The organism is Chryseobacterium sp. B21-037 (genome assembly GCF_028570785.1).
Classification (GTDB): Bacteria; Bacteroidota; Bacteroidia; order Flavobacteriales; family Weeksellaceae; genus Chryseobacterium; species Chryseobacterium proteolyticum.
Map to the genome: position 1 here is coordinate 4,898,658 of NZ_JALGCB010000001.1, position 25,935 is coordinate 4,924,592.

20 protein-coding genes are annotated in these 25,935 nt (G+C 32.1%); 16 read left to right on the forward strand and 4 right to left on the reverse strand.

Features of this window, described 5'->3' with window-relative positions:
• Nucleotides 1–462 precede the first annotated feature (462 nt).
• Entirely contained in the window at nt 463–711 is a 249-nt protein-coding gene (locus tag MTQ00_RS22060) for a PDDEXK nuclease domain-containing protein (protein WP_273651021.1), read from the reverse strand.
• A gap of 1,298 nt (nt 712–2,009) precedes the next feature.
• Here MTQ00_RS22060 and MTQ00_RS22065 point away from each other — a divergent pair.
• Nucleotides 2,010–2,381 (forward strand): transposase, encoded by a 372-nt coding sequence (locus tag MTQ00_RS22065; protein WP_273651022.1) that lies wholly within the window; start codon nt 2,010–2,012, stop codon nt 2,379–2,381.
• A 43-nt stretch (nt 2,382–2,424) separates the two neighbouring features.
• Nucleotides 2,425–2,760 (forward strand): helix-turn-helix domain-containing protein, encoded by a 336-nt coding sequence (locus MTQ00_RS22070; RefSeq protein WP_273651023.1) that lies wholly within the window; start codon nt 2,425–2,427, stop codon nt 2,758–2,760.
• Nucleotides 2,761–3,162: 402 nt separating this feature from the next.
• Here the strand turns inward: MTQ00_RS22070 and MTQ00_RS22075 are convergent, their stop codons facing one another.
• Nucleotides 3,163–4,617, reverse strand: a complete 1,455-nt coding sequence (locus tag MTQ00_RS22075) for a catalase (RefSeq protein WP_273651024.1) — start codon at nt 4,615–4,617, stop codon at nt 3,163–3,165.
• A gap of 1,091 nt (nt 4,618–5,708) precedes the next feature.
• Here MTQ00_RS22075 and MTQ00_RS22080 point away from each other — a divergent pair.
• The 5 genes from MTQ00_RS22080 (at nt 5,709) to MTQ00_RS22095 (ending at nt 10,709) form a co-directional block, all read left to right on the forward strand.
• On the forward strand, nt 5,709–5,879 hold the full coding sequence (locus MTQ00_RS22080; RefSeq protein WP_273651025.1) for a hypothetical protein: 171 nt from the start codon (nt 5,709–5,711) through the stop codon (nt 5,877–5,879).
• A 69-nt stretch (nt 5,880–5,948) separates the two neighbouring features.
• Entirely contained in the window at nt 5,949–7,196 is a 1,248-nt protein-coding gene (locus MTQ00_RS22085; protein ID WP_273651026.1) for a radical SAM protein, read from the forward strand.
• Nucleotides 7,183–9,357, forward strand: a complete 2,175-nt coding sequence (locus tag MTQ00_RS22090; protein ID WP_273651027.1) for a peptidase domain-containing ABC transporter — start codon at nt 7,183–7,185, stop codon at nt 9,355–9,357. Before MTQ00_RS22085 ends, MTQ00_RS22090 begins: the two co-directional genes overlap by 14 nt.
• A 709-nt stretch (nt 9,358–10,066) precedes the next feature.
• Complete coding sequence (locus MTQ00_RS22435) at nt 10,067–10,192, forward strand: MBL fold metallo-hydrolase (RefSeq protein ID WP_442868079.1); 126 nt, start codon at nt 10,067–10,069, stop codon at nt 10,190–10,192.
• A gap of 229 nt (nt 10,193–10,421) precedes the next feature.
• The gene (locus MTQ00_RS22095; RefSeq protein WP_273651028.1) at nt 10,422–10,709 is read left to right on the forward strand and encodes a hypothetical protein; all 288 of its coding nucleotides are present in this window, start codon (nt 10,422–10,424) and stop codon (nt 10,707–10,709) included.
• A 350-nt stretch (nt 10,710–11,059) separates the two neighbouring features.
• Here the strand turns inward: MTQ00_RS22095 and MTQ00_RS22100 are convergent, their stop codons facing one another.
• Complete coding sequence (locus MTQ00_RS22100; RefSeq protein ID WP_273651029.1) at nt 11,060–11,632, reverse strand: Crp/Fnr family transcriptional regulator; 573 nt, start codon at nt 11,630–11,632, stop codon at nt 11,060–11,062.
• A 158-nt stretch (nt 11,633–11,790) separates the two neighbouring features.
• Here MTQ00_RS22100 and MTQ00_RS22105 point away from each other — a divergent pair, with 158 nt between their 5' ends.
• From MTQ00_RS22105 to MTQ00_RS22115, 3 genes are all read left to right on the forward strand, one after another.
• A complete protein-coding gene (locus MTQ00_RS22105; RefSeq protein ID WP_273651030.1) occupies nt 11,791–13,461 on the forward strand; it encodes a GMC family oxidoreductase in 1,671 nt (556 codons plus the stop codon).
• Between the two features lie 214 nt (nt 13,462–13,675).
• Nucleotides 13,676–14,656 carry an alpha/beta hydrolase gene (locus tag MTQ00_RS22110; RefSeq protein ID WP_273651031.1) on the forward strand — a complete coding sequence of 327 codons (981 nt, stop codon included), beginning with the start codon at nt 13,676–13,678 and terminating at the stop codon, nt 14,654–14,656.
• 95 nt (nt 14,657–14,751) lie between these two features.
• Complete coding sequence (locus MTQ00_RS22115) at nt 14,752–15,318, forward strand: NADPH-dependent FMN reductase (RefSeq protein ID WP_273647224.1); 567 nt, start codon at nt 14,752–14,754, stop codon at nt 15,316–15,318.
• Between the two features lie 212 nt (nt 15,319–15,530).
• On the opposite strand, the gene MTQ00_RS22120 is transcribed toward MTQ00_RS22115, so the two are convergent.
• Nucleotides 15,531–16,136 (reverse strand): Crp/Fnr family transcriptional regulator, encoded by a 606-nt coding sequence (locus tag MTQ00_RS22120; protein ID WP_273647225.1) that lies wholly within the window; start codon nt 16,134–16,136, stop codon nt 15,531–15,533.
• 1,208 nt (nt 16,137–17,344) lie between these two features.
• Here MTQ00_RS22120 and MTQ00_RS22125 point away from each other — a divergent pair.
• From MTQ00_RS22125 to MTQ00_RS22150, 6 genes are all read left to right on the forward strand, one after another.
• Complete coding sequence (locus MTQ00_RS22125) at nt 17,345–19,327, forward strand: FISUMP domain-containing protein (RefSeq protein ID WP_273651032.1); 1,983 nt, start codon at nt 17,345–17,347, stop codon at nt 19,325–19,327.
• A 203-nt stretch (nt 19,328–19,530) separates the two neighbouring features.
• Nucleotides 19,531–20,865 carry a peroxiredoxin family protein gene (locus tag MTQ00_RS22130; RefSeq protein ID WP_273651033.1) on the forward strand — a complete coding sequence of 445 codons (1,335 nt, stop codon included), beginning with the start codon at nt 19,531–19,533 and terminating at the stop codon, nt 20,863–20,865.
• 57 nt (nt 20,866–20,922) lie between these two features.
• Nucleotides 20,923–21,153 carry a hypothetical protein gene (locus MTQ00_RS22135; RefSeq protein WP_273647230.1) on the forward strand — a complete coding sequence of 77 codons (231 nt, stop codon included), beginning with the start codon at nt 20,923–20,925 and terminating at the stop codon, nt 21,151–21,153.
• A gap of 102 nt (nt 21,154–21,255) precedes the next feature.
• A complete protein-coding gene (locus MTQ00_RS22140) occupies nt 21,256–21,762 on the forward strand; it encodes a hypothetical protein (RefSeq protein ID WP_273651034.1) in 507 nt (168 codons plus the stop codon).
• A 544-nt stretch (nt 21,763–22,306) separates the two neighbouring features.
• On the forward strand, nt 22,307–23,860 hold the full coding sequence (locus MTQ00_RS22145) for a GMC family oxidoreductase (protein ID WP_273651035.1): 1,554 nt from the start codon (nt 22,307–22,309) through the stop codon (nt 23,858–23,860).
• Between the two features lie 477 nt (nt 23,861–24,337).
• Entirely contained in the window at nt 24,338–25,561 is a 1,224-nt protein-coding gene (locus MTQ00_RS22150; protein ID WP_273647236.1) for a hypothetical protein, read from the forward strand.
• Nucleotides 25,562–25,935: the final 374 nt, after the last annotated feature.

Genomic DNA, 25,935 nt, shown 5'->3' on the forward strand with positions numbered 1-25,935 from the left:
TGAAATGATTAAAAAAATAAATAATTAATAATTTGAATGTTAGTCAAAAAACACTATAAAATTTTAATTTAAAATTATGATTTTATAATATTTTATTATATAAAGTTTATTATCTGTAAAATAAATCAGATTGTACTTTTTTAAAAAAAGACACCAAAGTCTCCATTTAAGGAATTATACATCATCCTAAAGCCTTCAATTGGACTCCATTGTTCATCCAAAAAGTTATTATCTAAGGAATAGTTCTTGAGAACTTCTTTTTAAGTATTTTATTCTCTAGTATATTTAGAGATTTCACAAAGCTAAAAATTATAATGTATAATACAATCTAATATTTCATAATACATGATAATATTATTTTCCGGAATTAATCTCCAAATAATTCATGTAATTTTTGAAGTATTTTTTTATCTGGAAGTTGAGTTTTATATTCTGAAACCATCGTTGGTGAAAGGCTTCTACTTAAAGCATATTCAACAACCTCATTATTTTATCTTTACACAACAAAATTCCTATATTTGGATTCTCATGTCCTTTTTTCACATCTCGATCAAATGCTTTAACATAAAAATTAAGCTGCCCTAAATGTTCCGGTTTAAATTTATCTGCTTTAAGTTCAAAAGCTACTAAGCACTGTAGTCCTCGATGATGCAAAAGCAGATCGATATAAAAGTCCGAAGAACTGACTTGTACCTTATACTCTTCTCCCACAAAAAGAAAATCCTTGCCTATTTAAAGAATAAAATCTTTCATTTGATTTATCAGACCTTTTTTCAAAACATTCTCAGGGTGGTATTAGATTGATTACTATATGAAAAAGTGAAAACAGTTTAAAAGTATGGGAGATCTCCTAAGTATATTATGGGGATAATTTTGTACATATCTTACATTTTCCAATTTTAGAATAGACCGAGTTGCTATTGGATAATATTTCTTTAATGTATTGCAAAATTTACTTTCCCAAATAAGAATTTAAGAAAATAAATATTCAAAATTTTCCCATAAATCTTAATGAGATATCGAACTTTTAATAAATAATGGTTTAAAGCCTAGTAGCGCTTTTGAGACAGTTTAATCGTAATTAGCTCAAAATTCTTGTTGAAAATCGAGCTAAAAATAATCAATATTTAACTATTTGATAATAGATTTTTATATGCATAAAAAAAGAGACAACCACTTGATAGTTGTCTCATTACTTACTATAACCGAAGAGATATCGAAACATTTGGTGTAAGATTGGGAAAGAATTTTAGAAATTAATAATCCTGCCATGTGACCATGAAGAGGGTATTTTCAAACATTTTATCGATGATTTAATTCGCTTGATCCACATTAAGCAAGAGTTATTTTTCTTGTAGATTAAATTGTTTTCAACCTATTTTTATATATTTAAAATTGGAATGATTTGTCTATCGTTTACTTTGACTTTGACTAGCTTTTATTATTGGAAGCAGATATTTACTAAGATGTGATAAGAAAAATTCCACCTTCTGAATTTATTATGCAATTAAGAAATCATGATCAATCACACCAATCGTAAAATATTTATTAACAACCTTTTATTTGATATTAAAAATGCATTACAATGATCAGTATAGCTGTTAGTATTCGCGAATAATGACAGTCCTTTCCTTTCTAAAACATAAAATATGGATTAAATTTGTGTCAATAAGTTTAAAATGTAATCCATATTTTGTGATTTAGATTATGATTAACATTTAATACTTTTTCCATAGTTACTTTTTTTGTAAATCATTTTTAAGTTTACATCAGACATCCATTATGTAATGCTAATGGCTGTCTTAAAAAACTCCTCTAAGTAATTAAATAATATGGCTTTTCATATTAAATGAAGTGTTGAAAAGTTTAAATATATTTTGTGGTTTTTTATATCAACATTTGGTGATGTAATGTGTAGGAGATATCCTAATCTGAGACCTCTTAAAAAGAGGTCTCATTCTTTACGAAATTTGTAATAAGATAAAGTGTAAACTCAATAAGTATTGTAAATGAAATTTTCATTAGAACGTATTTGTGATTTTTTTAGTTGTGAGGAACCTGAAATCGAAAAAATGTACCAAATGGATAGCTTAGAAAGCGATACCCTTCTTAAATGGTGTAAATTACTAAAATATGACTTTTTTAGACTGTATACACAACATCTCATTCTGTATTCTCCACCTGCCTCCAGAGATAAACACATTAATACTAAATCCGACATATTACCGACATTTAGAAAAAATGTCTATACCAAGGAGCTAATATCATTTGTTATGGAACAATTAAACAATGGAGTGATGGATACAGAGCAAATTATTGAAGAATATAGGATTCCTAAAACTACCTTGTTTAAGTGGTTAAGTAAATATAAAAATTTTTGAGTAAGCTTCATCCAATCATTATATTATTAAGAAAACATTGAATATGGAAAAACAACAATCGCCAAATTATATCAGAATTTATAGGGATATTATACAAACTAAATATCCTGAGAAAGAGGAGAAGTGCTCTTTTTTCTTGAAAAAAGCTAAATTAACATCAAGGGAAGTTCTTCAGCTAAATAAAATTATATTTGAAAAGGAAAGCTTCTCAGAAATTAAATTAAGTAATAGTAGATTTAGGTCTTATGATCAAGAAACAATTTGGTATATTTTGGATCATCAAAAAAAATATAGACTTAACAACTATCAGTTAGCTGAACATTTTAAAGTAAGTAGAAACACCATCACCAGTTGGAAGAAAAAATTTTTTGTTAAATAGTATTCATTGATACTATTATAATTTATTATTTACCTTCTTCAAAGATTAATTTTTCTAAACTTTTATACTTAATTGATTTTATTATCATATTCTCATCCAGAAGTTGTTTGATTGTACATGTTTATCAACTATGGAAGCGTTTAAATTATAGTTCAATAGAATTGATGCTTAAAAAATGATCCGAGCTGATATCCATCAGTCCGGATTCATTCTAAACAAGTACTTTATCAATTTAAAACGTAATTTTTCAACTATACTACTCTTCAAAATTAGGTTTTAAGTCGTCGCTGATTCGATTTATTATGTACTAAATCCCGCAGTAAAAAAGTGGTGTGATGATTTATATTGCGTTAATAAGAACTGATCCAGCGGATTATAGAGCTATTATGACATCCCAATTCTTCATTCCCAAACCATGTTCATAGATATATTTAATTCCTTAGCTATTCCAATTGCGTATTCAGGATCAGCTTTATGACAATTTCTGATATGACGTATTTGAATAAACTGTTGTGCGTCTTTGATCGCTTCAGCGGTATTTTTAAATAAAAGTGATTTTTGCTCTAAAGACATTAATCTGAAGAGATTACCTGGTTGGGTGAAATAATCATCATCTTCACGATGATCCCAATGTGTTGCATCGCCAATAATTTTTAAAGGAGGTTCACTATGATCTGGTTGTTGCTGCCATTGCTTATAGCTGTTTGGTTCATAGGAGGTGGTTGCACCATAATTCCCATCTATGCGCATTGCTCCGTCTCTGTGAAAAGAATGGTATGGGCATTTGGGAGCATTAACAGGTATTTGATGATGATTTACCCCTAAACGGTATCGTTGGGTATCACCATAAGAGAATAGTCGTCCTTGTAGCATTTTATCGGGTGAAAAGCCGATACCAGGAACAACAGAAGCTGGATTAAAAGCTGCCTGCTCGACATCACTAAAATAGTTCTCAGGGTTTTTATTAAGAATAAGTTCACCAACTTGAATTAACGGATAGTCTTTATGAGGCCAAACCTTGGTCAAATCAAATGGATTAATATGGTAATTATAAGCAGCTTCTTCTTCCATAATTTGTACAAACATAGTCCATTTAGGGTAATTCTTAGCCTCAATATTTTCAAATAGGTCGCGATGATGGCTTTCTCTATCTGAGGCAATAATTTGATTGGCTTCTTCATTTGTGAGGTTTTGAATACCTTGTTGTGTTTTCAAATGGAACTTCACCCAATACCTCTTTTTGTCATCACTTATAAAACTAAATGTATGGCTACCAAATCCATCCATGTGACGATATGATTTAGGAATACCACGATCACTCATTGTAATGGTAACCTGATGTAATGCTTCAGGGAGCAATGTCCAAAAATCCCAATTGTTGTCCGGGCTTCTCATATTGGTGCGAGGATCTCTTTTTACCGCATGATTTAAGTCAGGAAATTTTAATGGATCGCGTAAGAAGAAGACTGGTGTATTATTACCTACCAAATCCCATATTCCTTCTTCAGTATAAAACTTAATAGCAAAACCCCTAATATCCCGCTCCGCGTCAGCAGCTCCGCGTTCTCCAGTTACAGTGGAGAAACGGACAAACAATGGAGTTTCCTTTCCGACTTGGGAGAATAAGTTTGCTTTTGTGTACTGTGTAATATCGTGTGTAACTTTAAATACACCAAACGCTCCAGAACCTTTGGCGTGCATTCTTCGTTCTGGAATTACCTCTCTATCAAAATGCGCCATTTTCTCTAAAAACCAAACATCTTGTAGTAATGCCGGACCCTGTTTTCCTGCGGTCAATATATTTTGATTATCCGATATGGGTGCGCCTGTTCTGTTTGTTAATTTTAAATCTTTCATTTTTTATTTAAAATGTTTGATACAAAAGTATTTTATTTTTGGATTGGTTTACTATGGCAGTTTTTGTAAATTCTGATAGTCCAGATTGTAAACTATGATGATAACACACAATAATTTTTTATAACCAAAGTAACTTTCAAAGGATGTAAAACTCCAAAGAGAAAAGCGGATTATATATCGTGTAATAAGGGTGGTTATATTTCTTCTTCTTATTGGTATGGTGAAGATAAAATTGGAAAGTATGTTATCCGTGAATTGCATCGTTGAATCTCTTTAAAGTCTATTGAGTCAAAATATTTTCATCAAAAATTTGGTTTGATAATGTTACAGGTAAGGAAATAAAAAAATTGGGAGGTTACTTATATAACAAAGTATTTCCCGAGCTAAGGAAATAATTATGTTATATAACGGATACACCTACATAATTGACGGATAGACCTACATCCTAAAGTTCGTTATCACCTTTCTATAACGGCTTTACGGACCATAAAAGCTATGTAATAAACATATGAGTATTAAAAAGCATTTGTTTTATAGTCGGTTAAAGCCTATAAGAGGAGATCGCCTTTGGCTCACTATTCACATTTTGTCTTTCAGACACATATTCTTTATAGTCGGAAAAAACATTCGTTTTTTATAGCCCTGTCTATCAAAGGAAAAGTTGCGCAAAAAAGAAAGTTAATAGAGAATCAGTCGAAGAAAAGTAAAATATTATGGATTAAGGATAAAATCTATTAACATTTAGTTTCAGCTTACAATCACAAAGATAATTGCCTATCAAGTGCATGTTAGTACTAAAGGGAGGCTTAAGGGGAATCCTTAAAACTGATTTATTTAGAATGGATCTAAATATAAATAATATATCACGTTATTGTGAAAAATTTATTACATTTATAAAAATATTTCAAATGGGTTGCTAATTTTTATCAAAAAAAATTACCCCTAAAATTGTTCACGCATTAGTTACTGTAACGGTGATAGTATAAAATGTAAAAGGAATTTGTATAAAGTTACTCTATCAATACAATACCAATAAATAATCTAATGTATTAAAACTTCGATTAGAGTTATTAATCTAAAATTTAATCAAAATGAAAAAATTTTTTTTAACAAAAACAGACAAAACTAAATTAAAAAAATCTGTTGCTAAGTTTGACAATCAAGTTTTATCTACTGCTGCGCTAGATATTACAAATTCCAAAGAAAATGTTATAGGAGGAGAATGGATTAACGCGTTTGGACAATGGTCTAGGAGATTTTAATTAAAGGTACTAACTGAATTTTAGAGGGTGGTATTTTGTCATCCTCTAAATTCGAATTTTAACAAAATTATGAAAGTTGATAAAGTCGTCGTAAAAATAGTAAGCAGATGCAATATTAATTGTAGTTACTGTTATATGTATAATATGGGAGATACTTCCTATGTAGAACAACCAAAATTTATTGATATTTCAACCAGTAAAAATTTTTCTAGGAAAATGCTAAAACATTGCCTAAAAAATAGTATTAAGGATTTTTTCATCATTCTTCATGGTGGTGAACCATTACTTATGGGTAAGTCTAGGCTTGAGGAATTTATTGAGTGTTTTTCTATTTTTAAGGATAACTATATCAATGTGTTTTTTTCAATACAGACGAATGGAATATTAATAAATGATGAATGGTGTAATATTTTTAAAAAGCATGAAATTCAGGTTGGAATCAGTTTGGATGGTCCAAAAGAAATCAATGATTTATTTAGAGTTGATAAAAAAGGTAAAGGAACACATGATAAAGTAATGAAAGGCATTCGAGTACTTGAAAGAAATAAAACTTCTTTTGGAATACTATCTGTAATGAATTCTAATGCCTCTGCAACTACAATATATAATAATTTTATACAATCCAATATAAAGAGTTTTGATATTCTTTTTATGGATACCAACCATGATCATATTAAAGTAAATAATCAATTTTCTAGGTCAATGTTTGATTGGTATAAGGAACTGTTTGATCTTTGGTTCATAAACAAAGAAGATGTTGTAATTAGGATCTTTGACATTATAGTAAAAAAGATTTTAGGACAAGAGATTGAAATAGATATCTTGGGAACATCAGAAAATAATGTTTTAGTACTAGAAACTAATGGAGAGTTAGAAGCGGTTGATATTTTGAAAATATGCGGTGAGGGATTCACTAAAACAAACCTGAATGTCAATAATAATATTGAGATTGATGATGTTGCGAAAAATAATTTAATTAATGTATATTATAATAGTGGTAAAATGTTGGCCAGGAAATGTTTGGCTTGTCCAATTATGGAAGTATGTGGGGGCGGTTATATTGCTCACAGATATAAATCTTCAAATGGGTTTAATAATCCCTCTGCTTATTGCGATGATTTAATTAGGTTAATTACTTATATTCAAAATACCGTAATTGATGCAATGCCTTATGAACTTAAACAGGAGACTCAAATTGAAAAATTAACATATAAAGATGCTATCCGAAGCATCAATGAAGCATTGCCAACAATCCCGGAACCTACCTATACTAATCTATTGGAGAGTTTTCGTAAACCTGATTATGAAGTTATTTAAAAAGACTTTTCCTTTTCTTAGACAATTGGATAGTCAAGATTGTGGAGTAACCTGTATTAGGATGATTGCTAAATATTATGGAATTAATATTTCGAATACTAATCCTGTACTTGTAGAGAGTAATTTATTAAAACAAGGAATTACTATATCAGATTTAAATGATACTGCAAAAAAATTAGGATTTAATACCTTAGTAGTAAAGTTAGATTTTGAAAAGATGATAAATAATGTTCCACTGCCCGCTATCTTTTTTTGGAATCAAAATCATTTTATAATAGTATATAAGGTTGTAAATAAACAACTATATGTGGCCGATCCAGGTTTTGGGAAAATAGTATATTCCCAAAAAGAGTTTTTAAAGGGATGGGCGCAAGAAAGTGATGAAGGTATTGTTTTATTGTTAGATCCAACAGAAAAATTATTTGATATACGAGAGAAAAAAAAAAAGAAAAATGATTTGCAATATGTAACTCAATACCTCGTAAAACATAAAATACAACTTTTTTTAATAGCTCTAACCTTATTAATATCCTCCTTTATAGAACTAATTTTCCCTTTCTTTACCCAAAAAATTTTAGATAAAGGGGTAGTATTAAAAAATATTTCTATCATCTATCTAATTTTAATTGCTCAAATTTTAGTGTTTGTAAGTCGTATAGGATTAGAGTTTTATCGTTCATGGTTATTTATTCATATTAGTAGCAGAATTAGTTTATCAATTATTTCCGATTTTCTAGTAAAATTGATGCAGTTGCCATTAAGATTTTTCAACAGTAAAAATATTGGAGATCTGATTCAAAGAATACAAGATCATAATAGAATTGAATCATTTTTATCGAAAGATTTAATTCAAACTGTTTTCTCATTTTTTAGTATTGTAATTTATATCTGTATTTTATTTTACTTTAATATTAATGTTTTTTTAATTGTTTCTATAGGAACTATTTTAGAACTTTTGTGGATTTTTAAATTTTTGCATAAAATAAAATTACTAGATCAAAAGACATTTACCCTAGAAATAAAAGATAGAAATAAGATTTATGAATTAATTAGTTCCATGCAAGAAATAAAACTTAATAATTTAGAAGAAAATAAACGTAACGAATGGCAAAAGATCCAAACTAATATCTATTTAAATAATATTAATAAGCTTAAAACTACTCAAAAATATGAAAGTTATAGATTCATTGGATTCTTTCAGACTATATTAGTTATTTTTGTGTCATCAATTGCAGTAATGAATCAAACATTAACCATTGGCAGTATGCTGGCTATTATGTTTATATTGGGAGGTATTAATGCCCCCATCGGACAATTGATAAACTTTGTATTACAATATCAATTAGTAAAAGTAAGTTTTGAAAGATTAAATGAAATTCATAATAAACCTAATGAAGAGAATCTAAATAAAATTTCATATTTGGAGGACATCAAAGATATAAATATCGACAACATTTCTTTTTCTTATGATAATTCAAATTACATATTAAAAAACATCTCTTTAAAAATTCCAAAAGGTAAGACAACTGCTATTGTAGGAGTTAGTGGAAGTGGTAAAACCACACTTTTGAAATTAATTCTTAAATTCTATCAGCAACAGCAGGGAACAATTTTAATAAATGATAATACCTTAGAGGAAGTAGAAAATACTTTTTGGAGAAGTAAATGTGGAGTAATATTACAAGATAGCTTTATTTTCTCTGATACGATTTCATACAATATTTCTTTAGAAGAAAACGCTAATCAAGAAAAAATATTGAATGCTATTCGATTAGCAAATGTTAATGACTTTGTTGATAAATTGCCCCTTGGATTAAGCACAATCATTGGTTCAGAGGGTATTGGAATAAGCCATGGACAAAAGCAAAGAATTTTAATAGCAAGAGCTATTTATAAAAATCCTGATTATCTTTTTTTTGATGAAGCCACGAATTCTTTAGATTCAAATAATGAGGTAATTATAATTAATAATATTAATCGTTATTTTAATGGGAAAACAATGATTGTTGTTGCACATAGGCTATCAACTGTAAAAAAGGCAGACCAAATTATAGTTTTAGACAATGGAAGGATAATTGAAAAAGGAAATCATAATGAATTGGTAAAATTCAAAGGAAAATACTTTGAACTTATACAGAATCAACTTGAATTGGGCATATAAAATGGATGGTAAATCAAATAAAAGTTTAATAGGGAAAATTCCACATTATCTTACTGTTTTAGGTATCATTTTGTCAATAGTAAGCATTCTATCTTTAATTTTTGCTTTTTATATTCTCTTTCAGTAACTATTTTCATCAAAGTTTGGCTTGATATTGTTACAGAGCAAATAAATAACTTCAGAGGTTATTTATATGACAAAGTATTTCCCGGATTTAATAAGTAATTATGGTAAATTGCGAACGACTTACATAATTACAAACATAATGCATTAAAGTTATGGCAAAAGTTAGTAAATCCGCCATGTAAAAAACTGGTTCTTTATTAATATAGATTAAGGAGAAATTTATATAAAAAATTAATTTTCGACCTTTAAATTAAATATAATTTTTTATGGAGAAAAAAGCACTACGCAGCTTTTAATATGGATAGTATTACTTGTAATAAATGGTAAAATACAGTCACAGGTCAAATTTGATCTTGAGGAGCAGAGTACGTGAACAAAAAACATTATAAAATCGAGAAGTCTTACCAGATATTTCGAGTGATTCTACACCGCTTTTAGAAAAGAGTCTGGTAAAAATAAATGACAATCTATACAGACGCACTAGTGGTACATTACCAGCACTGCATAGCGGGTTAGTACTTATTACTAAAAAGTTGCAGTTGATCCTACCGGAACACAAGCTGCTATTTGGCTACAATCTGAGATCAAGAAAAGATTTAAGGTAAATGTAAAGTATGTTATTCTAACGCATGCTCATTATGACCATGCAGCTGGATCCCAAGTATTTCAGCGGTCTGGGGCATATGTTATTATACAAAAAACGGATTAGAGCCTATTATCGGAGAAAAATTACCAGTTGCTATCCCGGATGTTGTATATGATAGGGAAATGCAAATCAAATTGGCGGGTGAATTAATATTACTTAAGCACATTGCGCCAAGTCATTCTAATAGTATTTCTGTAGTTTTGTTTCCAAATCATAAGGCTTTACAACTGACTGATGTAGGAGAATCTAAAACAATGCCATACAATGATTTTCTGGATTTTTATTATGACGGTTGGGTAGCTACTTTAGACTGGCTTTACAGCAAGATGTTGATTATATTGATGTTGGCCATTATACACTTACGACAAAAGATGATATAAGAAATGAAAAAGTCTATATGGTAGATCTTCATCAACAAGTATTAGATTTAGTAAGAAAAGGAGAAAGTTGGGATCAACTTTATCGTAATATCAAATTTTCGGATGACGTGAAAAATTGGGGTGGATTTGAAACAATGAATAAATTAAATATTCTTGGAATGTATCGTTGGGTGATTAACCATAGAAGAGGACTTTGGTAAATTTGAAACTATGCTATGCCTACTGATTTTAATTCGGAGCAACAAGTTAAATAATGAAATTTTAATTTTTTTTCGCTAATTTTTATCTATTTGTAACAAACTTCAAATTTTCATTTTATTTCAGTTTATTGATATATAAATATCAGTTTTAATTCTTATCATTTTTTTGTTAGAATTTCAGTTGATAGGGGCATTGGAACTCTTATCTTGTTTGGTTAAAAAATAAATGCAACAAATAGATATTTCATATTATTTCGTAGCATTTATTTTTACGGGATTTCTAATACCTATATTTTCCATGTCTGATTTAGCTCAGTAATTCTAAATTATAAGAAATTGTCTAGTAGTAATTACATTTTTTTACGGAGGTAGCTTAGATGTTCGGGAGTCATATTAAGATAAGTAGCAATATCCTTAAAAGAAATGTACTCGGATAAGTTAGGGAATTGTTGTAAAAAATTGTCATAACGTTCTTGTGCAGATAGTGATAACATTTCAACAACTTTTTTATGTTGAGCAATTAAAGCCCCTTGATATATTTTTCTGAAGAAAGTCTCCATTATTGGATGTTGAGATAAAAGTTTGTCATATGAATTTTTTGATATTCGAAGCACTTCAGTATCTACTATTGCCATTATTGAATAATCTGAAACGGTTCCGTTAAAAAAGGAATTTAAATCTGAAGCCCACCATTGTGGGGGAAGAAATATTATTGTGTGATCTTTTCCATGTTTATCAGTATGATAAGTTTTAACACAGCCAGAAATAATAAAATATTGATAATTACAGACTTCACAAGGAATTTGTAAATAGTTTTTTTTTTCGATTTTCTGATATTCAAATGATTGGATAAGTGCTAATTTAAGTTCTTCATCTGTTTCTATATAGTTTCCTACATAGTTTAGAAAAAAATCGTTAGGCATAATGATTATTTTTATATTATACGTTCGTACAATTACAAATTTTATACCATCAGGCAGGCCTACTTATTGTAATAAGCCGTCATTTGATCTCTTAAGAATTATTAAGAAGTAATTAGTAATTGATAAATAATTTTGTTTCAAGTTTTAAAAAGATACATATGGAACGAAGAGAAGCTATTAAAATTGGTGCATTAACGATGGCTACAGGTTTAATAGGAATTACAACTAATGCTATGAAAAATACTCTAGATAATTTTGGGGTAGATTTGGATTATGATAATAATCAGGAAGGTGATTTTGATGAGGATAAGCCTTACGATTTTATTATTGCAGGAGCTGGGTCAGCGGGTGCTGTATTAGCAAATCGTTTATCAGAGGAAAAGAAGTGGAAGATTTTGTTAATAGAGGCAGGATTGGATTTTAATCCCGAAAGTAATCCGGAACTTATTTATAGTAGCAATATAATTGCTGCAAATTTGGATAAGAGATATGATTGGGGTTATAAAAGTACTGAACAAGAATATGGTAATGTTATTATTGCACCAAGAGGAAAAGGAGTTGGAGGCAGTTCTAATATCAATGGTGCAGTAGCAGTTCGAGCTTTAAAATTTGATTTTGATCGTTGGACAAAAATGGGACTTGAAGGTTGGAAATTTGATGATGTACTACCATATTATAAAAAAATGGAAAGTACAGAACATGGATCAGATAAGTGGCATGGGAGAAAAGGACCTTTTCCTATTCATCAAATGGAAAAGCATTATATAACGCCAGTGCAAAGTGCGGTTGTTGATACTGCAGTTGCTATGGGATATAATGAAGTTATGGACTTTAATGATCCGAATGAAAATAATGGAGCGGGTCCTATTCCTATGAATGTTATTAATGGTGTACGTGTAAATGTAGGGATTGCTTATCTTAATAATCAAGTAAGAAAACGTAATAATCTCCATATTTTAAGCGAAAGCTTAATAGATAAAGTAATAATAGAAAAAGGAAAAGCAAAGGGTATTTTATTAGCAAATGGGAAGCGAATTTTTGGGAGAGAAGTAATACTATCTTCAGGAGCTTACGGTAGTGCTGCAATTTTAATGCGATCTGGTATTGGACCAGCGAAGGACCTAAAGGAGTTGGATATTGATGTCGTTTTAGATGCCCCAGTTGGAAAGCGTTTACTTGACCATCCTTTTTACTGGATGAATTTTGCGGCAGTACCGGAGAAAAATACAAGAATACATCCTGTAGTAGGATCGCAGCTCTGGACTAATTCTACTAGAGCTTCCTCAAAGAATGAGCTTGATATAGCTATCTCACCATCACATTTGGTAGACCCTTCTACTAGCCCTACAAAATCAATATTTACTCTTGGATTGGAACTCATGAACTGTCAGTCAGAGGGATCAGTTAAATTGGCGAGCAAAAATCCAGCTGATATGCCGATTATCGATTTTAGGCACCTAACATCAGAGGAAGATATGTTACGGATGATAGAATGTTTTAAAATTGCCCGTAAAATGGTTACAGTTAGTCCATTAAAGGAGTTTTATCATAGCGAAATTTACCCAGGCTCTGATGTTCAAAGTGATGAACAGATTAGAAAAGCCCTATTAAGTGGAGTATCCACACTCCAGCATCCTTGTTCAACAGTTCCAATGGGTAAAGAAGGAGGTGAGAATTCAGTAGTAGATGCTGAAGGACGTCTATATGGTATACAAAATCTAAGAGTTGTTGATGCTTCTATATTTCCTGAAATTCCTCTTATCAACTTAAATCCTCAAGTTATAATGGTAGCAGAAAAGATAGCGGATAAAATTAAAGGTAAAATTTAATTAAACAAAGTTACAAGAGCAAGATTAGAGGTTACTGATTAATAAGGTGGATGCTTTTATTAAATCCTTATAAATGAATTTTCTTGACACTAATTTATCACACTCTCGAAACTCAGAACTTTCAGGGAGGGTTGGAAAGAAATAGTTAATGGAACTTTTGTATAGGATTATGATGAAGTAAAATTACATTAATAAATTCAAGTATAGCGAACCTATGGATAAAATAAACCGGCCTATTGAAAATGATTCAAATATTTTGAAGGATATTCGGTCTTTTCTTATAAAGATGAATAGTGAAAATCCCAAAACAAATGATGAAATGAGTATAGAAGATACTAGAGATATGCTTATTAAAAGTAGTACATCTATGAACTTTGATTACTCAGATATTGATGTTTTCAATATGGATATTCAGCAAGACGGGATATCTATAAATATTAATATTGTAAAGCCAAAAAAGGCAGAAGGGCAACTTCCCGTATTTATGTTTTTTCATGGTGGCGGTTGGACTTTTGAGGATTTTTTAACTCATAAAAAATTGGTAAGGGATCTGGTTGTTGAAAGTGGAGCTGTAGCAGTATTTCCAAATTATACCTTGTCTCCTGAAGTAACATATCCTATTGCTCTTAATCAAGTATATGCTGCTACAAAGTGGATTTCTTTTCATGGAGACAAAATTGGGGTTGATGGGAAGAAATTGGCTGTCGTTGGAAATAGTGCAGGAGGAAATTTAGCAGCAGCAGTAGCTTTAATGGCGAAAGATAAAAAAGGGCCTAATATTCTGTATCAGATTTTATTATGGCCTGTCACCGATTCTGATTTTTCTCGAGAGTCATATAAAAAATACGGACAAGATAGGTTTTTAACGACTGAAACAATGAAGTGGATGTGGGATAATTATGTTCCTGACCTGATTAAAAGAAAGGAAAAGTATGCTTCTCCAAATCAAGCGTCTATTGAGGAGTTGCAAGGACTGCCTCCAGCGCTTATTCAGATTGCTGAGAATGATATACTTTATGACGAAGGAATAGAATATGGTCGAAAGCTTGACGAGGCAGGAGTTGCAACTACAATTGCTGTTTATAAGGGATTAATCCACGATTATGGTAAGTTAGAACATCTTTCACATATTCAGTCTGTTAGGGATTCTGTTACACAGGTAGCAATAGCTCTTAAAAATATACTTTTTAAGTGAAAAAAATGAGTTGGGCTATTTGTATTTATTCCTATCTGGTAGATTTTATTAAAATATGAGTACAATTAATATTAAGGAAAACAGCAATAAAAATTATGGGAAAAGTTATAGGAATTCTTGCAGGAAGTTTGCATAGAGATTCATTTTCAAAAAAAATAGCCAAAACAATTAAATCCTTTGTCCCGCAGGAGGGATATGAATTTAAAATTATTGATTTGGAAGGATTACCCGTGTACAATCAAGATTTTGATACCGACAAAAATATTCCTTGGGCTATTGAAAGATTTAGGGCAGATATGCAAAGTGTAAATGGTGTTATATTTGTAACCCCGGAATACAATAGATCTGTTCCCAGTGTTTTAAAAAATGCAATTGATATAGGCTCAACACCATTCGGAAAGAGTATTTGGAACGGGAAACCGGCAGCAATTTTCAGTCATTCTCCTGGGAATATTTCGGGTTTTGGAGCTAATCATCATTTAAGACAAAGTCTTGTATTTCTTAATATGCCAACCATGCAACAGCCAGAGGTTTATATTACAAATAGTGATGCGCTGTTTTCTGTAAATGGAGTTATGATTGAAGGCAGCACAAAAGATTTTGTAAGGAGTGCAGTGAACTCTTACATTAAATGGTTTGAAAAAAGCTACAGTACTATTTAGATTACTATCGGAAGTGTCAAAAAGAAGAGATAGAGAGATGCTACTTTTCACAAAGTTATTTAAGCCCCCTGCTATTCTGGGAATTCTTGTTCTTAAATAACTTATCACTTTAAAATTGAAAATAACCAATAATACAAAAAACGGTTAATAGCCTTTTGTATTATTGGTTTATTTTTTCAATAATTATTATTAAAAAGTAATATTATATTAGATCAAGTGCTAGCAAAGCTGTTTTTTTCGTCGTTAAGCATCTTTTTACGTAGAAAACTTAAGTGCTCCGGTGTCATATTTAGGTATGAGGCAATATCTTTATACGAAACATGTTGAATAACTGAGGGGTATAATTTAAGAAAATTTTCATATCGTTCTTGGGATGTTAAAGAAAGGATGTTTACCAGTTTGGTCTGTTGCGTTGTGAGTGCTCCTTGCAATATATTTCTGAAGAAAGTTTCCATTATTATATGATTAGCCAATAGTTTCTCAAATGAGGGTCTTGATATTTGTAAGACTTCTGTTTTCATAATTGACATTATTGAGTAATCTGAATGTAATCCATTGATAAATGAATTCAGATCTGAGGCCCATAGTCCTGGGGATAAAAATGAGAGAATATGATCTTTCCCATTTTTATCCGTATAGTATGATTTAAGACATCCTGAAATAATAAAATATATAAAATTACAAGGTTCTCCAGCCAATTGTAAATGAGTTTTACTTTTTATTTTCCTATATTCAAAAAGCTTAGTAAGAGATACTTTTAATTCATCATCTACTTTGATATATTCTTCGACATGCTTTAAAAATAATTTGTATACCATTTGTTATTGTTTATTATATATACTGTACTTAGGTTATTATGACTAATAATTTATCATATCTCTTTTCAATGATTGATCAACAAGATTCTATTTAATAGAGTACTGTTATTTTAATTTCTAATATAATCCCTATATAGTCAGATAAGTTGTATAAGAAATAAATTATATCAGGCTTAAAGTATTTAATATGCTATATGATACATATTTGCCTATGATATTTAAATTTAGACAAAAAGATGATGTACTATCCTTAAGATATCTTAAGAAAATTTAAGCTCTATGGGTAAAACAATATAAAATTTTTGCGTAGCAATATCTATTCAGAATATTTGTTTCTAATTAGGGAAATTATAAATTGTTATTAATTAGCTTGTTAGTGCAAATGATCGGCAGCAGATGAATGCAAAATAGATAATCATTTAATATAATGAAAATTATATTTTAAGGATGGAATTATTAATTATTCATTCTGAGACTGGGCTTATTTTTAAAATAATCTTATCTATCTAATGAGTTTGAGCAAATTCATAAGTATTAAGTTGTGGTTTCTTTGCATAGTATATTCTAACTAAAAGGATAATTTTGACAAAAGTAAAAATCACTTGTATTATTTAAAAGCAAACTAGTATCACATTAATATCACTTATTGGATTTCATAAGATTTCTATGATGGGAATGAATGTATAAATGACGACCTTTAGCTAGTTTACTTTGTTCGTAGAACTTTGAAGCTTTTTATCATATATTTTCAGGGCATATTACCATTATCAAAGAACTTATTTTGGAATAATTGTAATAATGAATAAAATTTATTTCCTGAATTTGTGATTTGATATGAATTTTATTTAACTTTACATTATTCTGTTATGAAAAAATAATGGGTTTTCTTAATTGTACTATAATTGTTAATGATTTCTGTTCTTAAGAAATCTTAAGAGTATTTGAGCTGTATCGTAGTAATTTTGCAAAAGATATTACATAGTAGTGACTAAGGATATTTTTTTTGATCAATATGGGAAGGGTAATTTTTTCAAGTTCATTTTGATCTTAGATAGTTCTAATGCGATTATTCATTAAAATAATAATAATCATAGTCACAAAAGCTTAAAATTACATCTATAGAAAAATCTTAATTCTAAAAAAGTTAGGTCTTTTCTATACACTTATTATTATATAATAGCAACTTATAATTTAATAAATTATCACAGATGAGAAAAACACTATTACTAATTTTCGGATGCTTTTGTTGTATTGCTTTGAGCGGTCAGGTAGGCATCAATAATACGAATCCCAAGGCTACATTAGATGTAATGGCCAAAAACAGTGATGGGAGTAGCGCGGAGGGTCTTCTTGCCCCTCGTTTAACAGGCGATCAGATTCAATCAGGCAATTCCCGTTATGGTTTGGATCAGGCGGGAACTCTTATTTATGCCACTTCTGGAGTAAGTAGCCCAGATGCTGTAACTCAAAATATTACCACTGCTGGTTATTATTACTTTGATGGTACTGCCTGGCAGGTTTTGGGAGGTAGTGCAGGAGTCTCTGATTATAATATTTATGATTCAGATGGATCTCTTTCGGGTAATCGTCAGGTTGATTTGTCAGGAAAGAACCTTGGTTTTACAGGCGGTAATGTTGGTGTTGGAATTGCAGTAGCGGATGCTTCAGCAATATTAGATGTAAGCAGTACGACGCAGGGTTTTGCTCCTCCTCGTGTTACCAAAGTACAAAGGGATAATATTGTATCCCCAGTTTCCGGTTTGATTGTTTATTGTACAGATTGTGGAGTGGGTTCTACGGGTTGTTTATCCCTGAATTTGGGAACTCCTGGAGCACCTAACTGGAGCTGTGTAGGCTCTACAACATCTTCTACCGTGGTAACTTCCGAATGTACCGGTTTTTCAGGTACCTACACTTCGGGCTCAGCCTTATCAGGAGCCAGTTATAAAGTAACGGTAACGAATAATTCTTTTTCTTCTGCGACGATCAATTTTTCTTCGGGAGATTTGGTTTTAAGTGGTATTACAGGTCTAACGGTTGGTACTCCCACTTTTTCAGGAGGATCAGTAAGTGGGAGTAATGTTACTTTGACTTCTGGGCAGACAGTTGTTATAAGCTATCCTATTACGGGTACTCCGGGAGCCAATGGTACCCTTACGGGTGTCTGGACAAAGCTTTCCCTTTCTTGTACGAGTAGCCAAATAGTAGGTAAGGGTACTGCCCGTTTTACTCTTCCTCAAAACCTGTATGTTGCTTCTGTGGATTTGGGAGGAACAGGAGATGTCCAGGGAGTTGTAGATAACGGATCTAATAAGCTTACGATTCAAGTCCCTTATACTGGAGGGAAAGGTAGTTATGACGCTTATACGAGCGCATGGATTTCCAATAATTCAGGAAGTGGCCAGGGAGGAGACACTAATAAGTTTAGGGTTTCTTATCCTGGGGGAACGTTTAGTAGTTCGGGAAGTATTGCGGTGAGTATTGAGGTAGATGGGGATGGTAGTTTTAATGCCTTAAAGCTTCTTCCTGGAAATACTATGGTTTTGGGAACGCTTCCTTTTGCTCACAATGGCATTTATGATGGCGATATCATCATCCATATTGTAACGTGTGGAGCATTTATAGCACCGGGAGTCTTTAAGGCGTTTATGTGTCATAATTTAGGGGCTGATATGAATGCAGATCCCTTCCAACCTTCGGCCTCTATTCACGGAGCTAAATACCAATGGGGAGCTAAGACAGGCCAGGCAGGACGTTATATAAGCCAGGCGGATGATCAGGCTAATAGTGGTGCTATTGGAGGATGGATTAGTTCTCCGCTTCCTAATAACAGCTGGTCTGATACAACGAAGACTGCGCAGGATCCATGTCCTGTAGGATATAGGGTTCCTACAAATGACCAATGGCAGAAGGTGATTGCTAATAATAGCTTCACTACTACAGGGACCTGGACAAATAGCCCAACGAATTACAGCAGTGGAGGCAAGTTTGGAAATACATTATTTCTGCCAGCCGCCGGCAGCCGTAACAACGTGAATGGAGCCCTGTTCAGCCGTGGCAACAACGGGTACTATTGGAGCAGTACGCAGTACGCAAGTGCCTACGCCTACAACTTGAACTTTGGTAGCACCGGGGTGAATGTCATCACAAACCGTACAAACGGGTACAGTGTTCGTTGTATTCAGGAATAGGTTTTCATTTTTCATATTAAGCAAACCCTTGGTGGCTTTTGCCACTAAGGGTTTTTTTACTATTTAATGTCCCGGTTTAGGGATAAACTGGATTTTTCTTACCATACTTAACTTATAGTTGAGCTTTGTTTATCGTGTATTTTTAAGAATAGTCCGTGTTATAGATGTAGTTTATCAAAATTTACAGATCATAATTTTTATCTATGAAAAAAATAATAGTATTAATTTTAGGGTTTTTCTTTTTGGTATCCAAAGGGCAGGATATTGCAATGGATTTTCCTTATTTTAAAGGCAAGAGCTACGATTTTGTGCTCTTTCAGGGGAGTGAGGCCAAAACAGTGTTCCAAGGGACAATTCCTGAAAACGGGAAGTTTATTTTACATATTCCCAAGGAGTATGCTCCCTATCGGGGTATGAGTCGTTGGCTTATCACCGGGAGTAAAGAAGGGGGCGGACTTGATCTGCTGATCCCGGGGCACAGCTTCTCGGTAAGCTGCAGTGAAGAAAAGCCCACGGATAAGAACATTATCTACACCAATAATACGGAAATCCCTGAGCTTAATAGTCTTTATAAAAAAGAGCAGGCGATCTTCGCCAGATATGGAGCCATGCTCCAGGCCACGAAATCTTTTTCAAAGACGGATAAAAACTATTTGATTTTTGAAAAAGAGGCTCAAACTCAAGTTCAGGCTTATGGGGATTATCAGGGAGAGCTAAAGAAAAACAAGAGTTATGCATCAGGCCTTATCAATATCATTAATATTACCCAGGGTATAGGAACTGGTCTTTTTGAAGCGGAGGAAGAAAAGGCAAAAAACATCAGTGATTATATTACCAGGGATCTCGATTGGGACGCCCTGTATACTTCCGGGCACTGGACGGAGGTGATCGCTTCCTGGGCAGATATTCATGCCTTAGTATTGGAGGATCCTAAGTCCTTTGCCAAAGATGTAGAAACCGTAAGCTCCCGAATCAAAAATCCTGCGGAGTATAGGGATTTTGCAGAAAGACTGGCCGTGGCGTTCACCCGTAACGGGAGAGATGATTTTATCAGTGCTATTACGCCCATCATCAGGGCTTGCGGCAAGATAAGTTCTTTCGAAGGCCCCTTATCTGTTTTTGTATCTGCAGCAGTAGGAATGCAGGCTCCAGATCTTGATCTTCGTGCTTCGGGATATAAAGTTCTTAAAAGTAGTTCCTTTTCAGGAAAGGGTTATGATAAAACACTATTACTTTTTTACCGATCAGATTGTGGTCCCTGTGAAGATCTTTTAAAAGATCTTAGTGGGAAATATGATATGCTAAAATCAAGAGGGGTTCATATAATCTCTGTCTCCGGTGATCAGGCAGAATCGTTATTTAAAGAAAAGGGCAAGGAATTACCCTGGGAGGATAAATATTGTGATTATAAAGGTTTTGAAGGGGTTAATTTTAGAAATTACGGTATATCGGGTACCCCTACTGTTTTTCTAATTGATGGTGAGGGTAAAATAATAGAAAGAAGGGCTTCCCTAACGGATATTATGGGAAGGTTATGATAAGATCGTAAAATAGAAAGTTTTGCTTTCATAGGAAAAAATAAAAAAATAGAAGTATTGATAACAAAAGATAAAATATTTTCAATGAGTATTGATGAAGCTTTCATAGAAGAACATTTATTAGGAAAAAGCCCTAAAGAAATAGTTTGTTTTATGTCCAAAGTTCCAGATGCAGAAAAGGGTAATGAGTGGATGTATGTTACTAAAAAATACTTGTGGGGGATGTATAAAAGGAGGCTTTATTTGTATTTTCATAATGGAGTGGTGAGCGAATATTATTGTGAGTAACAAAAAGTGGAAGATCTGGATAATCCCCTTGGAATTATAATTAATAGAGCGGGATCGATGAACACAAGATAACCTATAATAAATAAACTAAAATCCATAAAAATGAAAAGAGTACTATTAATCAGTATGTTGTTTATTGGAAGTTTGTATAATGGACAAATAGCAATAGGAAAGTCTGAGCTTACTAATGAGTCTGTTTCTCTGGAGTTCTCTGATGCAGAAAACCGGGGTCTTATCCTGCCTTATGTAGAAGATAAGACAGGTATCACCGAAAATGGGACTTTTATATTTGATACAACAGACAAAAAGGTAAAATTATTAAGTAGTGGTGTATGGCATGATTTGAGTGTTGATCCGGGAGGAGTTGTAGATTTAAGCGATCAAAAGGATAGGGAAGAAAATGCAGACGGTAAGGTGGGTATTGGTAAGCAAAGCGCTGTTATGGGTATTCTGGTCCTTGAGGACAGTGATAAGGCCATGATTCTCCCTAAGGTGGCTAGTCCCCATTTAAATATCATCAATCCTTCTGCCGGAATGATGGTGTATGATACAGTAGCTCGTCAGTTAGCCGTTTATAATGGGAGTGTATGGTCTTTTTGGAAGCCATAAAACCATAAAAAAACCATAAAAGATATGGCGTTATAGCTACAGTTATAGCTATTAATCATAGGAGGTAAGTTGTCATGATCATTCTTTATTCTTTACCTATTCTTTCAAAACAGAAGTCTATCTTTTTTAAAAAGATGGACTTCTTTATTTTATTTAAGCTTATAAAGTTTTTAGATTTATCATTCTCTTAATATTTCTTAAGTTAATTATTGATGCTATAAGCTAATTTTGTAATACAAGCTATTCTATTTCAGTGCTTTGGATAAATGAGTGATTGATTCCCGTAAGTATTTATTTTTAACCGTGTCATCTAATTTACAGCTTGATAATTCGGAGTGATAGAATTTGGATTTTTATGATAGAGAGCTGTTCTTGAATTTTTAAGAAAAAAAATATAGACTTATACCCAACAATTATCTCAACATTTTAAAGTGAGCAGAAATGCTATTATAGTTGGAAGACAAGATTTTTAGTTTAACTAAACCTTGGATGTTAAATTACTTAATAAGAGATACTAACATATTTATAAAATATAATTAATTATATGGGAAAACAAGAAAATACTATAGGTCAGAAATATGATCATATTGTAATAGGTGCAGGGTCAGCCGGATGTATTTTAACAAGGAGATTACTTGACGCGGGTAAAAAAGTTTTGCTTATTGAGGCTGGGCCTATTGATAATAAACCCGAAATACATGATCCAATGGGATCTATAGCATTATGGAATTCGGATGTTGATTGGGCCTTTGAGACAGAGCCTCAAAAATTTGCTAATAATCGTAGGTTACCCTTTCCCAGGGGAAAAACTTTGGGAGGGAGCAGTTCATTTAATGGAATGATCTATGTAAGAGGTGCAAAACAAGATTTTGATACCTGGGCCTATTTGGGAAACCATGGTTGGGATTATGAATCAGTAAAAAATAATTTTAAAAGATTCGAGCAATTTATTCCTGAAGAGGATGCTATTAATAAGGATGAATTGGGAACTAAGGGTGATTTGCCTATAACTTTAAATCCCCAACCGACCGATATTACAAAGGCGTTCATTGCCGATGCTGTTGATTTGGGAATTCCTTATAACCCAAATTATAATGATGGTAATGAGATGTTTGGGGCCTATCATACATGGTTAACCCTTAAAGATAACAAAAGGATGAGTAGTTGGGTTGCTTTCCTGGAGCCTTTAAAAAATCATCCTAATCTTACTGTTTTGGTTAATGCCAATGTTACTCGGGTAGTATTTTCTGGCGAAACAGCAGTTGGTGTAGCATATACCATTGATTCTTCCGAAGATGAAGAACAAGCTTATGCGAAAGATGATATTATATTAAGTGCAGGTTCAATTAATACTCCAAAGATATTAATGCTGTCAGGAATAGGAGATCAGGAGCATCTTAAAGAAGTAGGTATTAGTTCTAAAGTACATTTACCAGGTGTGGGACAGAATTTACAAGACCATATTAATGTTCCGCATGTATGGGAGACACATGAAAATATTCCTCTGTCTAAAGCCCAAGGTTTGGAAGGAACATTTTTTTGGAAAACAAAACCAGATATGAAGGTACCGGACATGCAACCAATTCTTATAACATTTCCATATCCCATGGAAAAATCACCTGAAAATGGTTTTACAATTGTTTCAACATTATTACACCCACAAAGTAGAGGGATAATTAAACTAAAATCAAACAACCCCAATGATAAACCTATTATTGATCCGAGATTTTTAGAAGATCCGGATGATTTGAATGCACTTGTACTGCAAACGCTTTTTCTTCGTAAATTAGTTACTGGAAAGCAAATGGGGTCGCTTATTAAAAAGGAATTTTCTCCAGGAGCTGAAGTTGATAGTATTGAAGATCTTGAAAACTTTATTAAGGCCCATGCTGTCAGTGATCACCACCAAGTGGGTACAGCTAAAATGGGTGTAGACAAAATGGCAGTTGTCGACCCACGGTTAAAGGTATATGGTGTTAAGAATCTTAGAGTAGCTGATGGCTCTATCATGCCAATGATAAACACAGGTAATACAAACGCAGCTTGCATTATGATCGGAGACCGTGCTGCTGACTTTATACTAAATTCGGAAATATAGTGTTATTTTAATATTGAATATTTGATTAGTTTTTAAAGGCCTGGATTAAAATAATCCAGGCCTTTTATATAAGATATCATAAAAGTAAATAATTCACATATGATAAAATTCTTAAAATATAATATATATGATAAATACTTTCGTATATGTATAGATTTTATATTAGAAAGTATATAGAACAAAGATAAATGGTGAAAAATCTTCCTTTTACTTGGAGCTTTTTTATACAAAAAAACATTAAATTCAATAGAAAGTGAATAATATTTCTTAAGATTATTATCAGTTGGATGATTTACCTTTGTTTTACAAAAGAAGATTTATTAATATAAGTGTATTTACTTAAATCCGGAGTTACTCTTCACTAAGTATGATGTTGCTTTAATTTTTATTATTAGATGTACTTAAGTATGTAAGTGCATCAATAGCAATTAAGGGTAATATCTGTTTCTAATACATAAAATTTAAAGGAAATTAACAATGCGGAAAGATAGATTTCTAGGGCTCATTTTATTCATTTTTTTAGTGACCTTGAAGGGATTGCATGCACAAACGATTAATTGCCCGGGCCCGACTTTAAATATACCAGTAAACGGTGAAGTTATAGTTAATGAGATTAAGGTTACAACTGTTTCAACAGGAAATGTGGTCAGCTTTAACGACAGCTATCCAACATGTGGGGGGAGATTGAGTGAAAAATCTCTTTGGGTTGGTCGTACTGCTCCTTTGGGACCAAGTGAAGGAACTGAATGGGCGGTTACATTTTTGTTTGATGAACCCGTTAATAATTTGATTTTTATTTTGGGAGCTACGGGAGAAGTTAATAATCAAGATTTTGTTTTTAATTCTAATGGGGGGGCTGTATCAATTTTTTCTGATAACAGTTGTTATTCGACCATTATAGATAACGCGATATTTTCGGGGAGTGGGGCACAACATGGCGGAGGCGGAGGCCTATTCGAAATACATGCTCCTACAGCTTATACTCAATTAACAGTTAGCGGATTGGGAGGAGATGGAGGTTCGTTATTATCAATTTGTACTGCCAGTATTGTATCTGCTTTAAAAATTTCGTCTATTCATCCCAGTACTCAAACAGTATGTAAAAATACTGTTCCGACACCTATTACGGTTTCCGTATTATCTTCGGATTCTGAAGTTTTATCTTACCAGTGGTTTAAGAATTCTGTAGACAGTAATATGGGAGGGACTATTATTAATGGAGCGAATACAAATACTTTTATTCCTCCTGCTTCCTCTTCTTCTAAAACAGATTATTATTATGCAACTGTTACTAGCAGTGAGGGTAGCAAAAACTCTCCTACTGCTAAGGTGATAACAACAGACTGTCTTTGTTATAAACCTGGAATTACAGAAGTTTCTAAAAAATCTTTGGATAGTAAAATGGGGATATCCTCTCTGAATAAAGGAAAAGATGTTGTTGGTTCTGACCATTGGCCTTTGACAAGAAAAGGGGCTTGGCTGGTATTGGAATCTAAATTTAAAGGATTGGTAGTAAATAGGGTGCAATTTAATAGCTTGGGAAATCCGGTCGGAATTCCTCCTTCAGATTTTGTAGAGGGAATGATAGTATATGATATGACAGACAATTGTTTGAAAATTTATACTTCAATTGATGAAGGAGCAACATTCGCTTGGCGGTGTATAAATACACAAGCATGTCCAGATAGAATAGGGGGATAGATAGCCCTACGTTATAGGTTTTTTTTATTACTTGTGATCATTATTAAATGTTCTATGAGTTCTTTTTTTCATAGTTTTGTGTTTGATACTGGGAATCTATTTCCCAGTATTTTTATTTTCTATTAATGAATATGAATATTGGGAAAAGTAAAACCAGAAATGTAACATTTCTGGTTTTATATCATTTTAGATGTTTCCTATCCCAACTTGGCTAAATTATTCATTGGATAATAAGTAAAACTTTTAGTGATTATGATTAGCTTTAAGAATATTAGGAAAATTGAAAAATATAAGATTATCTCTGTATCTCGAAATTATTAAGTGCAGAAAATGAGTTTTGTATATTTTATTTATTATAAAATGAGAAAATTTTC

Bases quoted from the DNA above. Each gene is read 5' to 3' on its own strand.
- MTQ00_RS22105 (WP_273651030.1), top strand. From the start codon at position 11,791: ATGGAACGAAGAGAAGCTATTAAAATTGGTGCATTAACGATGGCTACA.
- MTQ00_RS22075 (WP_273651024.1), bottom strand. From the start codon at position 4,617: ATGAAAGATTTAAAATTAACAAACAGAACAGGCGCACCCATATCGGAT.
- MTQ00_RS22085 (WP_273651026.1), top strand. From the start codon at position 5,949: ATGAAAGTTGATAAAGTCGTCGTAAAAATAGTAAGCAGATGCAATATT.
- MTQ00_RS22130 (WP_273651033.1), top strand. From the start codon at position 19,531: ATGAAAAAAATAATAGTATTAATTTTAGGGTTTTTCTTTTTGGTATCC.
- MTQ00_RS22145 (WP_273651035.1), top strand. From the start codon at position 22,307: ATGGGAAAACAAGAAAATACTATAGGTCAGAAATATGATCATATTGTA.
- MTQ00_RS22070 (WP_273651023.1), top strand. From the start codon at position 2,425: ATGGAAAAACAACAATCGCCAAATTATATCAGAATTTATAGGGATATT.
- MTQ00_RS22090 (WP_273651027.1), top strand. From the start codon at position 7,183: ATGAAGTTATTTAAAAAGACTTTTCCTTTTCTTAGACAATTGGATAGT.
- MTQ00_RS22065 (WP_273651022.1), top strand. From the start codon at position 2,010: ATGAAATTTTCATTAGAACGTATTTGTGATTTTTTTAGTTGTGAGGAA.
- MTQ00_RS22125 (WP_273651032.1), top strand. From the start codon at position 17,345: ATGAGAAAAACACTATTACTAATTTTCGGATGCTTTTGTTGTATTGCT.
- MTQ00_RS22150 (WP_273647236.1), top strand. From the start codon at position 24,338: ATGCGGAAAGATAGATTTCTAGGGCTCATTTTATTCATTTTTTTAGTG.
- MTQ00_RS22120 (WP_273647225.1), bottom strand. From the start codon at position 16,136: ATGGTATACAAATTATTTTTAAAGCATGTCGAAGAATATATCAAAGTA.
- MTQ00_RS22110 (WP_273651031.1), top strand. From the start codon at position 13,676: ATGGATAAAATAAACCGGCCTATTGAAAATGATTCAAATATTTTGAAG.
- MTQ00_RS22115 (WP_273647224.1), top strand. From the start codon at position 14,752: ATGGGAAAAGTTATAGGAATTCTTGCAGGAAGTTTGCATAGAGATTCA.
- MTQ00_RS22100 (WP_273651029.1), bottom strand. From the start codon at position 11,632: ATGCCTAACGATTTTTTTCTAAACTATGTAGGAAACTATATAGAAACA.
- MTQ00_RS22140 (WP_273651034.1), top strand. From the start codon at position 21,256: ATGAAAAGAGTACTATTAATCAGTATGTTGTTTATTGGAAGTTTGTAT.
- MTQ00_RS22080 (WP_273651025.1), top strand. From the start codon at position 5,709: ATGAAAAAATTTTTTTTAACAAAAACAGACAAAACTAAATTAAAAAAA.